This is a genomic window from Sphingobacterium sp. UBA7253, from assembly GCF_002472745.1.
Taxonomy (GTDB): domain Bacteria; phylum Bacteroidota; class Bacteroidia; order Sphingobacteriales; family Sphingobacteriaceae; genus Sphingobacterium; species Sphingobacterium siyangense.
On the sequence record NZ_DKSP01000223.1, the window covers coordinates 46,957 to 60,978 of the forward strand.

11 protein-coding genes are annotated in these 14,022 nt (G+C 39.2%); 2 read left to right on the forward strand and 9 right to left on the reverse strand.

What is annotated here, in order from left to right; genetic code table 11:
* Positions 1-16: 16 nt before the first annotated feature.
* From B2X72_RS23265 to B2X72_RS23300, 8 genes are all read right to left on the reverse strand, one after another.
* The gene (locus B2X72_RS23265) at positions 17-748 is read right to left on the reverse strand and encodes a TolC family protein (protein WP_286851663.1); all 732 of its coding nucleotides are present in this window, start codon (positions 746-748) and stop codon (positions 17-19) included.
* Between the two features lie 72 nt (positions 749-820).
* Positions 821-2,014 (reverse strand): sugar transferase, encoded by a 1,194-nt coding sequence (locus B2X72_RS23270; RefSeq protein WP_286851665.1) that lies wholly within the window; start codon positions 2,012-2,014, stop codon positions 821-823.
* Entirely contained in the window at positions 2,014-2,379 is a 366-nt protein-coding gene (locus B2X72_RS23275) for a response regulator (RefSeq protein WP_088159916.1), read from the reverse strand. The genes B2X72_RS23270 and B2X72_RS23275 overlap by 1 nt, the downstream gene beginning before the upstream one ends.
* A gap of 136 nt (positions 2,380-2,515) precedes the next feature.
* Positions 2,516-4,762, reverse strand: coding sequence for an LruC domain-containing protein (locus B2X72_RS23280; protein WP_286851666.1), 2,247 nt, complete (start codon positions 4,760-4,762; stop codon positions 2,516-2,518).
* A gap of 262 nt (positions 4,763-5,024) precedes the next feature.
* Positions 5,025-5,855 carry a helix-turn-helix domain-containing protein gene (locus tag B2X72_RS23285; RefSeq protein WP_286851667.1) on the reverse strand — a complete coding sequence of 277 codons (831 nt, stop codon included), beginning with the start codon at positions 5,853-5,855 and terminating at the stop codon, positions 5,025-5,027.
* Positions 5,856-6,228: 373 nt separating this feature from the next.
* Positions 6,229-7,017, reverse strand: coding sequence for an HAEPLYID family protein (locus B2X72_RS23290; protein ID WP_286851668.1), 789 nt, complete (start codon positions 7,015-7,017; stop codon positions 6,229-6,231).
* Positions 7,018-7,171: 154 nt separating this feature from the next.
* A complete protein-coding gene (locus B2X72_RS23295) occupies positions 7,172-8,242 on the reverse strand; it encodes an endonuclease/exonuclease/phosphatase family protein (RefSeq protein WP_286851669.1) in 1,071 nt (356 codons plus the stop codon).
* 86 nt (positions 8,243-8,328) lie between these two features.
* Positions 8,329-9,414 carry a mechanosensitive ion channel family protein gene (locus B2X72_RS23300; RefSeq protein ID WP_232475655.1) on the reverse strand — a complete coding sequence of 362 codons (1,086 nt, stop codon included), beginning with the start codon at positions 9,412-9,414 and terminating at the stop codon, positions 8,329-8,331.
* 824 nt (positions 9,415-10,238) lie between these two features.
* Between B2X72_RS23300 and gldL the strand changes: the two genes are divergently transcribed.
* Positions 10,239-11,051: a gliding motility protein GldL gene (gldL, locus tag B2X72_RS23305; protein ID WP_088159910.1), complete on the forward strand. Its 813-nt coding sequence runs from the start codon at positions 10,239-10,241 to the stop codon at positions 11,049-11,051.
* 30 nt (positions 11,052-11,081) lie between these two features.
* The gene (gene gldM / locus B2X72_RS23310) at positions 11,082-12,617 is read left to right on the forward strand and encodes a gliding motility protein GldM (protein WP_286851670.1); all 1,536 of its coding nucleotides are present in this window, start codon (positions 11,082-11,084) and stop codon (positions 12,615-12,617) included.
* 102 nt (positions 12,618-12,719) lie between these two features.
* On the opposite strand, the gene B2X72_RS23315 is transcribed toward gldM, so the two are convergent.
* Positions 12,720-13,841, reverse strand: coding sequence for a Fic family protein (locus B2X72_RS23315; protein ID WP_286851671.1), 1,122 nt, complete (start codon positions 13,839-13,841; stop codon positions 12,720-12,722).
* Between the last annotated feature and the right edge of the window lie 181 nt (positions 13,842-14,022).

Below are 14,022 nucleotides of genomic sequence, written 5' to 3' on the forward strand. Positions count from 1 at the left end.
ATCACTATACCCATCTTTATTTACTGATAATTTTAGTTCGGCTCAAAATTTCCAGATGTAAAAGCTCTGCTGTGATCGTACCTTCTGTTATTTTAAAAGTTTCATAAGCGTCAACTTCCATTTTCTTTGCTACAGTGAGAGCAGCAATTTCGGCATTACCATTCGCAAAATCCGCTTCTAGAGATTTTACTTGTGCTTGTGTTAATGTCAAGTTTTCTGCTTTCTTTTTTAAGATGGACATTGCGTTGGTCAATTTAACGTAAGAATCGATAATGCGAAGTTTCTGCTCGTCAAACCATTTTTCCATTTCCAATTCAGTAGAACGACGTTGCATCTTTTGTCGTTTGACACGATTAGATCGATCAAATAAGTCATCAAATGGCACAGAAACCGTCCCGCTAACAAAACGGGCATTTTGCGTCGCCCCGGAATACTGGTAAAACAAGGGTGTATTTTGATCTGTGAACATTGAATTCACCCCTATATTTCCATATTGCCAGGATCCACCAACCTTAAAATATTTTAGCCAGCTTCTCTTCTCAGTTTTTAGTTGATTATCCTGCTCCATCATCTTAGATTCAAACATCTCAACACTCGGGCTCTTCTTGGCATTTTCAAAAAGTTCCTCCAGCGAGGGAAGTAAAAGTTTCGTATAATCTAATCCTTCCGCTGGCAGGGGAACACTTTGCCCAAAACTGAGCGAACCAACAGTAATTAAGAATAAAAGCATCAGGATAATTTTCTTCATATTCAGACAACAACATTTTATAGACATGAGCCCGTTATATATTTTCATTTAATTATTTACCATTCCTAAAACTTAAACATCCGCTTTTTGGATAAATGCAGAAAAGGTTTTATACAAAATTTTCAAATCCATCCAGATCGAATAATTTTTGGCATAATTAATATCAAGCTGAATTCGTTCCTGGTCGGACATACTTCCATTATCTCCTCTTTTCTCCACTTGCCATAATCCCGTTATCCCCGCAGGCGCCATAAAACGTTCAACACTATCATCCGTTGTCAACATCTCGGCTTCATACAATGGTAATGGTCGATTTCCAACAATAGACATATCGCCTTTGAGTACATTAAATAATTGCGGAAGTTCATCAAGACTATATTTCCGAAGAATACGACCAACCTTTGTCACTCGTGGATCTTTCTCTAGCTTAAAGAAAGCTGCTTTTTTTTGCTTGCTGCCAGTATCTGCACCTTTGACCACCACCTCGTCGCCTATAAGCACATCTCGGAGATCATCTAAACTGAAATACTGGGCTTCATTACTGTCATGAATAGTAGAGGCATTTGAAACAACAGCTCGTGTTGTATCCGCATACTGGTTGAGCGCCATATATTCCTTCAATCGTTTATCTGCATCCGGATACATCGATCTGAATTTATAAAAATCAAACATAAAATAACCCGAACCGATCCGTTTGGATTTATATACCGCAGGCCCTTTACTTTCCAACTTAATTGCAAAATAAACGAATAAGAGAATGGGAGAAAGAAACAAGATTAAAATCAATGACACAACGATATCAAACATCCTTTTACCAAAAGGAATACTAATTTTAGGAAAAGAAGCTGTAATGGATTCAAATTTTTCAGTTTGCGCCGTAGCTTCAAAATATAAATGTATATATTTTTTTACTGATTGAAATACATCTCCATTTGCACGAGGGCTGATAGTGTTTGTAACCCCGGCATCAAAATAGGATTGTTTTTCAAAATGCGAAAAGTCATTTCCGACCAAAATAAGTAAAATATCCTTGCCATGCGTGGCCAGCTTGGCCAACTGTGCTAGATCTTTGGAGAGACTTTTACTTTTTTCGTAGAAGACTACCGAAAAAAATTGATCTTTTTGCTCCTGAAAATACATATCCATGGTCTCGAAAGAATTAAAAAATTTCAAATCCACGCCCAAAGTATCTTGGACTTGTTCATGAAAATAATCAAAAGTTTCGATATTATCACCAAAGTATATATAATCGCTATATTGAGGCATTATTTTAATGCTTTTTTAATCCGCAACTTGAGCTCAAGCGGATTAAAAGGTTTTAAAATGAAATCTTCCGCTCCCGCTTCAAGCAAGTTGATCCGTGTATTCGAATTATCTTCGCCAGACAAAAAGATAACAGGGATATCTTTCAGAAACTCGTTTTGTTTGATCATCAGCAGTAAATCGTAGCCATTCATTTCAGGCATTGTATAATCAGAAAGAATCAAATCGACCCCATTTCCATCTTTCAACCAATTATAAGCATCCAACGCATTATTGAAAAAGCGAAAATCGTAATCCGCGTTTAAGTACAACGTAATTAACTGCCCTATAGCCGGCTTATCATCAATTATTACAATCTTTTTTTTCATGGATCTCCTACGTTTTTTAACGGTAATTAACCAAACAAATTGTATGCTTTAAAAACAAAATTGATTAGTTTTAAGTACCCCATGAGAGGGGTACTCTTTTAGATGTAGCCTTTTTTCCTCTTATAGCAATATTTTTCTATTTCACATACCAATTGGTATCCTGAGAACCGCCACTCAATGCCCAACTTTCAAATTTGGGATAAACACCGGTTATTTTTTTATATTCATTTGGATAAACAAACGACACAGGTATACATAATCCCCATGGCTCTCCTTTTGACGATCTAAAAGGATCATTAGCAGAGAGCTGTCCTTTTGCGGTTAGGTTCTCCACTAACGCTTTATTCATTTTTTCAGTTGCTTTATATCCAACCAAATGAATTTCAGTTCGTGAACTTACTTTATATCCATTTGTAATAATAAAAGAGTTCAGGTCCGCAAAAGTAAAATTATCCAAAGGAGATGTAAATTCTATTGTGATCTCAGATTCAACCGGTTGAAAATTACCGTTTTGTGTCGAAATGAATTGTGTATCCGAAATACCAAATGCCTTATGCGCATCATCACATAATGTTACTACAGCATACTTTTGGTTAGATTCTACACCGTTGGAGGCCAATGGTAAGTTCTGTCCAACCAAATTCTCATTTGTATATTTTACAGATTTCACGTTGGTGGCCAATATACCATCCAACTGAATAGCTGCAGCAAGTCTATTTTTGGCGCCGACAGATCTAATTTTATTTACCAATTTGAGTTTAGTGATTTTATTTGCAGAATTTTGAACTTTTGTGATAGCCACATCCACCACAAAGTCATTCATATCATAATCTCCAATTGATGGCCAATTATCTTCAAAAGCATACGAATAAGTACCCAACTTAACTTCAGTTACTGTTTGATCATTGGGATTACCGCCAGCTGCATTATTACCACCAGCATTACACGAAGTACCCGAAATTACAACTGTTGATTTATCGTAAGGAACTATTTTTGCTGGGCTATTGACCACATAATAAGTATTATATTGCTCATTGGGCGTATGATCAGAGCAAGCAACCTCTACATTACCTGAGTATGTAATTGGCGTTCCCCCCTTTATTAGTTCAACCTTTTTCAAACGTGCCAGTGCTTGACCAGAGGAGGGCCCCATCAAATTGTTAGACCACGTATCAAAAGTGACCTTAGTTGTAACATCCAATATAGACGAAGCAGCCAAATTTATCTTTGTTCCGGTAGCATTTAAATCTTCTAAACTTAATAATGAACCTGAAGCAATCGAGATCGTAGCCCCGTTTGTTTTCATAGTTTTAATTGTAGTATGACATACAGCCTCTAATGTTGCATTTGTAAAATCAGCGTTATTAACAGTAAGTGTTCCCTCATTTCTAACAATCGTTCCAGAAGTTGAACTACTTAACTTTTGAATTGTCGCTATACCGTAGTTTGTAAAACTTCCATTAGTTACTGTCGCCTCATTAACATCCAATGTTCCATAATTTATATAGAGCGAACTGTTTGTTGTTGTCATTTTAGACAAAGAAGCAGCGCCATAATTTTCAAACCTTCCGTTGGTATTTTGGGTAACATGAGCTAACTGAATTGAACCAGCTTGCGCCACTATTAATGTATTATTACCCCCCAAATTGAATTCATTACCTGTATTTTTCCATCCCCCCTGAACATATATTTTTACATTACTGGAACCATTATTAGCATTAATGGTACCTGTAAATGTTACTCCAGATTTGATGACATATGATTTATTTGATTCAACATATATAGAACCATTACCATTTATTTCAACCGCATCGCTAGGAACGACTACGGTTGCAGCTTCTGCAGTCGACGCTGCTGCCTTCAAGCCTCCACTGCCAAGCAAGGCAGACGATGTAGAACCACGCAAAACACTCGCTTTGCTAGCTGTCGACACTTGTGAACCATCGACGCTGATTGTATTTTGTTGCCCAACTTCAACCATACTGATTGCAGCAACACCCAGCGGAGAGGTTTCTCTCAAATAGATGTATTTCGCTACGGTGGGAACCATCAGCTTGCCAACGAAATCCTGACCAGATTTTGCCTGTCCTGCAGCCAAAAGGTTCGCTTCCGCACCAAGGGCTGGATCGTTATCAAAAATCTCTACCCGATAGAAGTATTTACCGCTAAATTTATCATCAACGGCAACGCGCACATCTACAGCTCGAGCCGAGCTCCACATAAAATCTGTTGGAACATTAACCCCATCTGGAAACAAGGACGAAGAATCGGAGCCAGTATCAGTTTCGTTGTATAAGTCTTTTACTTTTGAGCAACTTGCCCCAAAGAGCGTAATCCCTGCTAGACCCACCAAGAAGAGATTTAAGCATTTTCTGCTATACATAATTAAATAATAATAGATCAAATAATAATAAATCGATACAAAACAGCACCATCGTTGACCGAAACAGATTTTATACGTGGCTTTACGAATAATCTAAGCTAGAACTGTTTAAGCAAATATATAACTAATTTTAGGGAGTCTACTACAAAATTCGCAGCTACAGTGTAAATTGCAAATCTTGTAGCGGTTCAACTACAAGGCTACAAAAAAACATAATATAAACTACAAAAGAGATTATAACTAACAAAAAGATGTTTACCTACTATTGCTGATTACTCTTTCGGTATTCTGTTGGCGTCACCATTGTTTCTTTCAGAAAAAAGGCGCTAAAGTTATTGACATCAGTATATCCAAGTTCCCAAGCAATCTCTTTAATACTGAGGGAGGATTCAACGATTAGCTTTTTACTAATCCGCAGTAATTCTTCCATAATAACTCCTTTCGGCGTCACCCCTAGCGTCTCCTTGGTCAGATTGGTTAATTTTTTACTTCCAACATTTAGCTTGCCCGCATAAAAAGCCACCTGCTTTTCTTTTTTTACATGCTCTTCGACCAGTTCCTGGAAACACCTCACCAGCTTTTCACCGGCACTTTGCCCCAATATCTGACCGGAGAACCTGTCTTCAGCATATATAGCCGCCAGAAGCACAATCTGCTTCACGATATTATGTGCCAAATCCCGATAAATTGCCTGATTATAATTCTGCTTGGACAGTTTCAGCTGCATGCCTACAAATTCATAGTAGGTCGCGTATTCTTTGGGCACGCTAAGTGTTCGATAGGTATATTCACTTTTGTTAAATGACTTGAAGTTTCGAAGGAAGGCCGTATCAACCTCGGTACGTGCAAAAAAACTTTCCGAAAAATAGATAATCAAAAATGGGCGCTGTTCATTTGTGTTGGCTTCAATTTGTATCCCGCGCGGAATCAAAACTAGACTATATTCCTCAATCTCAGTGATCTGTTTATTGATCTGCATGCTACAGCCGCCACTTGACACAAAAAGAACGACATAGTTCTCTTTTGCTGTTGCATCCTTAATTTCCGAAGACTCCCGTTCTACACCAATAACCCGATGAACTCCAAATTCCATAATAATTATTTACCGCATGTAATGCCTGAAAAACATTTTACGTGCTTAGGCGTGAAGCAATTTAGTAAATAAATCCCGAACACAAAAACTCGCCTCATATTGTATCAACTATGATTAAAATGATTAGGCAGCAGACCGACCCAGAAAAAGAAGCCTTTTTAAAAATAGTTTTTTTGTTTGAGATATCTGACCACCTGGCCGGCCCCAGCAGAACTGAGATGATGCGTATCAAACATATAAGAATCCCCAAAACTATCGTTGTGATGCTTCACATCTTTCAGTTTTATCTGTCTTCATTTTCAAGGCAACCTTATGGTAAGGAAGCAGGTATTCCCGTCATCAGAAGCACATTTCATACATTATTTTTCACAAATTATAATTGATAGATCAGCCTCCAAAAGCCACTAAGTGTTTTTTCTTTGCCACTAAGAGGCAATCCCACAGCCATACCGATAGCCAATTTGTTGTTAAGTCCTAACTTAATCTGGGGATGCAAAATTGTTCTTATCTCATCGGAAGAAATTTCCTGATTGACCTCAATACCGATAAAATGGTCTGTCTGTGGCACGGTATAATGAAATGAAGTGTTGAACTGCCATATCATATTCATTTTGGATGAAGCATAATGATACGCCAATTCTGGCCCTGTATAGACCAATGCATGCCAATTGTTATGCCAGTTTTTGGCAGCAATAAAGAATGGGTTAAAAGCTGTACCCCCGTCGACAAAATTAAAGATCTGCGTATATCCAACAGCTAAAGTCGTTGCATGTTTTTTGGAAACATAAAAAGAATATTGCGAAGATAAACGCAACCTTTCCAATTGATTGCTCGAAGATACATTCGCCATGCGGCTTCTTGAATACGTAAAATCCGTCTCCGCTTCCAATCCCAATCGATCTATAGGCGCAAATTCATATTCTAGGAGGTAGCCAAATTCGTCAGCCGAACGCGTTCTTTTGATATCAGCGCCGACATTAAACTCCTTCTCCCCCTTCCGCGCGCCAAGATCCCGTACAAGATCATTATATAAAGGTTCGGCATGATGTACTTTATCGGGCAGGGATTTATTTTCTTGGGCAAGGCCAGCAATTGAAGTGGCGAGGGCACATATAAATAAACATGCGCGCAAGCACCGAGATGTAAGTTTATTGTTTTCCATATCACAAACCTCGATGTGAACTATGGAAAGACTTGGGAATGTTCTTTTCCTGCTTCAGTAAAGAAATAGCAATGTATAATTCCTTAAGATATATTGATCATAAGCCCCACCAAACATACAATAATGCAGCGCAAAATGTTGGCACGATTAACCGTTAACACCGATTATCACTTACTTCCTCTTTTCCATCAGCAATCATCGCATTGACGTCGGCCATATCCCCAGCTTCCAAATGTTCAATATCTTCAGCCTGCTCTTCGGAGTAGCGATCAATAAAGAATGTACAGCCCATCGGAAAATGATCGGACCCAACAGAAGGATAAATAAACAATTTGTCAATAAATACGGTCGGACTATGAAACAGCAGGTCCAAAGGCACTCTGAAAAACCAATAATTGGCATGAAAGGTGGAAAGAATACCTCGCCCGATGCGTGCATCAATCAATTTGCTGGTTTTTTTGAACAAGAGCGAAGATTTGGCCCAGGCCACATTGTTAAAGTCTCCTGTGACAACGACTGGCATTTTATAATCGCGTACCCGCTTACCCACACTGAGCAGATCACCATCCCTTTCTTTGGAGTTTTCTTCTTCTGTCGGACTTGGTGGTGGTGGATGAACAGCAAAAAAGATAAAACGATGCCCATCGGCTGTTTCCAATTCTGCTTCAATACTCGGAATATCATCTGCGACAAAATAATGCACTTGACATTTGTTAACCTTCAGATTGGTATAAAAATGCATACCGTAGGTATTGTCCAGGGTCACCTTCTCAAAATTGGGGTAATCGCTTTCCAATATACGTAGTGCTTTTTCCCAAGCAGCATCACTTTCCATTGTCAAAAAGATATTTGGCTGTTCTTTTTGAATCAGGTCAATAAAGCGATCATAAGCCGTATTGAATTGCAACACATTACAGGAGATCACTTTGATACTATCAGATGCATCCTTGCCCTTTTCATATTTTTCGCGACGCCAAAATTTGGTGTAACGTATCAATATATAGGCGTGGTATACAATCAGCGCCAGCTGTACCCCCTGCAACCACCATATCCACGAATCTTTCCCCACGAGATAAAACCCCATTGCCAAAGCCGGCACCTGAAACACCAGCAGTTGCAGCTTCACAAATTCAGCTACCCGAAAGATCCAATGCTGGCTTTGAAAAAAAGGTAACACACTCAGTAAAATCAATATACTGGAGAATATAACATAGAAAATCAGCATATCGCTAACGCTAACATTTTAAACAAACTTAAATAAATTACACTTATTTTTCAAGAGACCATCATTTATCAAGCGCTCCTCAGCTATTAAATACCCAATTGCTCGCTCTCCATATAATCCACCCTTGTCCTGGCTAGCGCATTCGGGAAGTTCGTGTGGATATACGCTATCATCTCCTCGCGGATAAAACAACGCAGGTCAAAAGCTTGCCCCGAATTGCGGCAGCTCATCAGGCAGCGGATCTCCATGGTACGCTCTTTAAAATCCGTTACCTGAAGCACATTGACTTTACCGTCCCAAAGGGGGTGTCCGGTAAGTAAGGCTGTCAATTTCTCACGCAATAGCTGCACAGGTACGGTAAAATCTGTATAGATAAATACAGTACCCAATATTTCAGAAGTCGTACGTGTCCAATTTTGGAATGGTTTTTCGATAAAATAGGTGATGGGCAATACCAAACGGCGTTTGTCCCAGATATTGACTACTACGTAAGTGAGATTGATTTCCTCCACACGCCCCCATTCCCCTTCAACAACCAAGACGTCATCCATTCGGATAGGCTGTGTAAAAGCAATCTGAAAGCCAGCAAGTAAATTTCCCAAGGACTTCTGTGCAGCAAAACCGATGATAATACCGCCAACCCCCACGCCAGTAAGCAAGCCAGCACCGATTTTCTGCATGCTATCAAAGCTTAATAGGATAATCGCCAAAGAAATTACGATGATGAGGGTGACGACCACTTTCCGGATAAAGACGATTTGCGTTCTAATCTTTCGTTCGCGCAGGTTATTCTCCTTATTGATATCAAAACGATGATAGAGATAATCTTCAAAAACCTTAATCCCCTGTATCAGCACAACAGCAAAGAAACCGACCAATAAAAGTTCATTGGTTTTGGTCACGACGCGGAGGGTCCTTTCGTTAAATTGTGCGAAAGGCAACAAACTGTTAAAGACAATTAATGGGATAAATACACTCAACACACGGTTAAAGCGACGGATAAAGGAACGGAAAAGGGAATACGATTCCTGTTCAATGGCCTGCCTGCGCAATAAAGGAATAAATATCAGCTTAATCAAAATACCAATCAAAAATGAAAATAGAATTAATGCAATATTCCAGAGCCATGCGGGCCATTTCTGTGAAAGTTGAATTAATGTTTCGTTCATCATACTGTTCTTTCTTTGTGTTAACACTTGTCTTTATTAAAGTATAACTGCTCAGCAGGGTTAACGTTTGTTTTATTTTGAAAAAGATTGGCTAAATAAACAGCAAAGAATACGGCCATGCACTTTGCTAAGCACATGAGTGTTGATGCGCCATAATAAAAAGACATGCACAATACCAAAAATCAAGAATTCTTCAAAATAAAAATTAAAAAAAACACTATTACACAATAATATAAAGTGATAAAAACAAAAAAGCCAATATTAATAAGCATAAACGGAAAAATAAAATGAAAAAAAAGAGCAATTATATGATAAAACAAAAGAAATAGAGGTAAAAAGAAGTAAAAAATCAAATAAAAATAAATTTTTACCAAAAAAAACAAATAAAAAACAGATTAAATTTTGCAAAAACAATAATATACCCTATATTTACAACACCTTAATAGGTTTATAATTGGTTATTTAAAGGTTTTCATCTCCCCGATTGAAAACCTTTTTTTTTATTTTATATTTAACCATCAAAAAATATGTTCTTTGAACATTCTTTACAGCAAAATCCAATCAATCTCTAGCAAATCACCACAAATATGTCCAAGAATTTGATCCCCTTAACTTAAATTATCAGCATTAACAGATAAGACTATCCTCGAACAGCCTTTTGGTATGTTTTTTGAGCCCAAAGAGCCAATGACAGACAGGTGACTAACTTTATGTAGTGCATTACTTAAATATACTATGTAAGAGGTAATCTCCGTTTATTAAGAAATTTAAAAGATGCGGAACATCAAACTTTCCAAAAAAAATTAAACCAACAATATAGATAAACAATGAGCAAGAAAAAAGACAATTCTAGATGGCTGAATGTGGCCATATCCTGGGGAGCGAGTATCGTCATCATTGGGGTACTATTTAAGATTCTACATATCGGTGGCACCACAGCCAATTATATGATCGGAATCGGTTTGGCTGTAGAAGCCTTCCTATTCTTTTTAATGGGCTTTAATCCCCCTCCTGCAGAACCAGACTGGACACGTGTCTATCCTGAATTGGACGATAATTTTACTGGGGAGCTACCTCAAAGAGGAAAAACTGTGGTTGCCCAACCTGCAGGCCCATCGGCCACAGCTGCTTTGGACAAAATGTTCGCCGATGCAAATATTGAACCCGCAAGCATTGAAAATCTCGGTCGTGGCCTACGTGATTTCAGCGAAAAAGTATCCGCTATCAATAAGCTTTCAGATGTTTCACTTGCGACAGAAGAATTCACCCATAAGCTCCGAACAGCAACTTCTAAGTTTGATAACCTGAGCCTAGCGTTTGAAAAAGCTTCGCAAAACCTAGTCGCCATGTCGAATACCTCTGGCGATACGTCCAACTACCACGAACAGGTAAAAAGTTTGACAACCAACCTAAGCCAATTAAATGCGATGTATGAACGTGAGTTACGCGATTCGGCCTCACATTTACAATCGATGAACAAGTTTTATGAGAACCTAAGCTTTACTATGCAGAACTTCAACGAATCGCTGGATGATTCCAAAGCATTTAAAGATGAAGTGGGCAAGCTAGCAAAAAACCTCAATGCCTTGAATGCCATTTATGGCAACATGTTGAGCGCGATGAATCAGCCGCGTGTGTAATTAATTCTTGTATTACTTAAATCAAAAACAATGGCATTAGGAAGAGAAACTCCAAGACAAAGGATGATTGGCATCCTCTATCTGGTTCTGCTCGCCTTATTGGCGCTCAATGTACCGGATTCCATCTTGGATGCATTCAAAAATATCAATAACAGTCTCGAAACATCCAAATCGAATGTGAGCACAGCCGTTCAACAACTGTTCGCCGCGTTCGAAAACACCAAGTTAAAAGAAGAACCCGCACGTGCCAAACCGATCTACGACAAGGCAAAAAAAGCGCAGGCAATTATTGGAGAACTCAATCAATATATTGGTTCTTTAAAAGAAGAGTTCGTTAAACAAGGTGGTGGATACGATGAAGAAAAGGGCGATCTGGCCCAACGTGAAAACGAAGACATTTCACCGAATTTGATGATCAATGAGAAAAAAGGAACCGTCTTAAAAGACAAAATCAATTCAACACGTACCAAACTGTTGGCCCTACTGACACCTGAAGAACAAAAGATGGTTTCGTTCTCTTTGGAGGCTAAAGATCCGGAGAAATCTATAAACGGTAAAAAATCCTGGGAAGAAATTAATTTCGGCAGTGGTACACCTTTGACCGCAGCGATGACTATTTTAACCAAAATTCAGACCGATGCACAGAATGCAGAGTCCGACGTGGTCAAACTTATTTTAGGTAAAATGGATCAGGCCGTTGTGAACTTAGACAAATTTGCAGCAGTTGCTGTTGCCCCGACCTCCTATTTGGTCCAAGGGCAACCTTATAAAGCCGAAGTGTTTTTGACGGCATCCGATTCAAAATCTGAACCGGCCATTTCTGTTAATGGATCATCACTTCAGGTGGTAGATGGAAAAGGTGTTTATTCGGTCAATACCAGTCGGGAAGGTATCTATACCTGGACCGGTGTGATCAAAGTAAAACAAACCGATGGATCCTACAAAGAATATCGGACCCCTGTACAAACCTACCAAGTTGCACGTCCTTCAGCGGTCGTATCGCCAGACAAAATGAATGTACTTTATATCGGTGTGAACAACCCTATTTCGGTATCCGCGCCGGGTACTCCAACAGATAAAGTCCGTGTCAGTATGAGTGGTGGTAGTATTTCCAGTGCCGGTGGTGGTAAATATAATGTGAGGGTAAGTTCACCGGGTACAGCACATATTTCAGTATCCGCGGAGGTAGCACCTGGAAAAACACAGACCCTGAGTTCGACAGAATTCCGTGTGAAACGCATTCCGGATCCTATTGCCAAGTTTGCGGGTAAAACAGGCGGTTCAATGGCTACTGTGGCACTTAAAGCGCAGAATGCTCTTTTTGCAAAACTTGATAACTTTGACTTTGATGCTACCTTTAAAGTTACCAAGTTTACCATGATTATTGCCAAACCACGCGCTGACGCCATCGTGTTATCAACTTCGGGCGGGCAACTGAGTTCAAGCATGTCATCTGCATTAAATGGTATTGTACCTGGCACACGCGTCATCTTTGACAATATCGTTGCTGTGGGTCCAGATGGAACTTCCAGACAGCTCAATGCAGTTGCTTTGACTGCAAATTAATGTAAACGACCTACATCTACTTAACAAGCAACTGCCCCTGCATTCTATGCAGGGGCAGTTGTTAACAAACGTAAGCCCTGCTCTTTCTGGGAGCAGGTTTTTTTATTCAGATAAAATGCGATATAATTCTAGGTTTAGGTAATACACGTTACGGCTCACCGCACGTTTTTCGAGTATGCCTATATCGGAGAGCTGATCAAGATATTTGCGAGCCGTATTTTCGGCATAGGCCCCCTGATCCGTTAAGTGTTTAACACGTGTAAAAGGTTGCGTGAATATAGCTTCTACCAAGAGTTCGGGCCGCATTATATCTCCTTTTTGGACAATAGCATCCAATATCGCATCTTTGGCCGTAATAATATCATTGATTTTGTTATAGGTCAATATCGCGGTTTCCTCTACAGCTTTCAACATATACAAAATCCAATTTTTCCAGTTACCCCGCTGAGAAACACCAGCAAGACCATCGTAGTACGCTTCTTTATGCTCCATGATATATCGGCTCATAAATAAGATGGGGTAATCGAGCAAGCCCTTCTGTGTCAGATAATGAATATTAAATATACGTCCCGTACGGCCATTGCCATCCCTGAAGGGATGAATTGCTTCAAACTGGAAATGTCCAATGACCATTTTTAAAAGTGGATCCAAAGGATATTTTGTATCATTATTGAGAAATTCAATTAAATTATCCAGCTTTTGTTCTACCAATCCTATCCCTCTTGGGGGCGTATAATGTGCTTTTCCTGCGTTTGGTCCAGATCCCCCTTGCTTTATATAGATCTGTGCAATGGGCGTTCTTATACCGTCAGAGAACTGACTCACAATTCGATACATGCGGATAAAATAATCGCGGTCAATGATTCCCCCATTGGACAGATAATGATAACCGTCCCATAATGCTTCCCTATAATTTAAAATTTCTTTAGCAGCTCCCTGTGTCTGTTGCTGCTGAGACTCACTGAATGCTTGATACAATTCATCGTCTGTCGTAAAGATATTTTCTATCGCACTCGACGCCTTAGCCTCTTGCAAACTAATGGAATTGATTAAAATACCCTGGTTTGGTATGACAATACTTCGCCCCTGTAGACGCCCTATTGCCGCTTTAGCATTTCCCAGTTGCTCATATATTTCGACAGTCTGATAGTATTCGGGAGCTATCGGCAATTCAGGAAGCCCATTCCATGGCGCTGCTCTATCGGGGTTAATCCTATATGTCATATACGAATATACAAAAAATGAACCTTAAAAACCAATGCATTTTAAGGTGAACACTAATTTGAGCATCAAATATAATTTTACAACGATTGTTCACCTTAAAAACAATCATCTTTTAAGGTGAACTCCAATTTGAACCTTAAATATGATTTTTCAAAGACTGTTCACCTTAAAAACACTCATC

Bases quoted from the DNA above. Each gene is read 5' to 3' on its own strand.
- B2X72_RS23270 (WP_286851665.1), bottom strand. From the start codon at position 2,014: ATGCCTCAATATAGCGATTATATATACTTTGGTGATAATATCGAAACT.
- B2X72_RS23315 (WP_286851671.1), bottom strand. From the start codon at position 13,841: ATGACATATAGGATTAACCCCGATAGAGCAGCGCCATGGAATGGGCTT.
- B2X72_RS23280 (WP_286851666.1), bottom strand. From the start codon at position 4,762: ATGTATAGCAGAAAATGCTTAAATCTCTTCTTGGTGGGTCTAGCAGGG.
- B2X72_RS23275 (WP_088159916.1), bottom strand. From the start codon at position 2,379: ATGAAAAAAAAGATTGTAATAATTGATGATAAGCCGGCTATAGGGCAG.
- B2X72_RS23295 (WP_286851669.1), bottom strand. From the start codon at position 8,242: ATGCTGATTTTCTATGTTATATTCTCCAGTATATTGATTTTACTGAGT.
- B2X72_RS23265 (WP_286851663.1), bottom strand. From the start codon at position 748: ATGAAGAAAATTATCCTGATGCTTTTATTCTTAATTACTGTTGGTTCG.
- gldM (WP_286851670.1), top strand. From the start codon at position 11,082: ATGGCATTAGGAAGAGAAACTCCAAGACAAAGGATGATTGGCATCCTC.
- B2X72_RS23290 (WP_286851668.1), bottom strand. From the start codon at position 7,017: ATGGAAAACAATAAACTTACATCTCGGTGCTTGCGCGCATGTTTATTT.
- gldL (WP_088159910.1), top strand. From the start codon at position 10,239: ATGAGCAAGAAAAAAGACAATTCTAGATGGCTGAATGTGGCCATATCC.
- B2X72_RS23285 (WP_286851667.1), bottom strand. From the start codon at position 5,855: ATGGAATTTGGAGTTCATCGGGTTATTGGTGTAGAACGGGAGTCTTCG.
- B2X72_RS23300 (WP_232475655.1), bottom strand. From the start codon at position 9,414: ATGATGAACGAAACATTAATTCAACTTTCACAGAAATGGCCCGCATGG.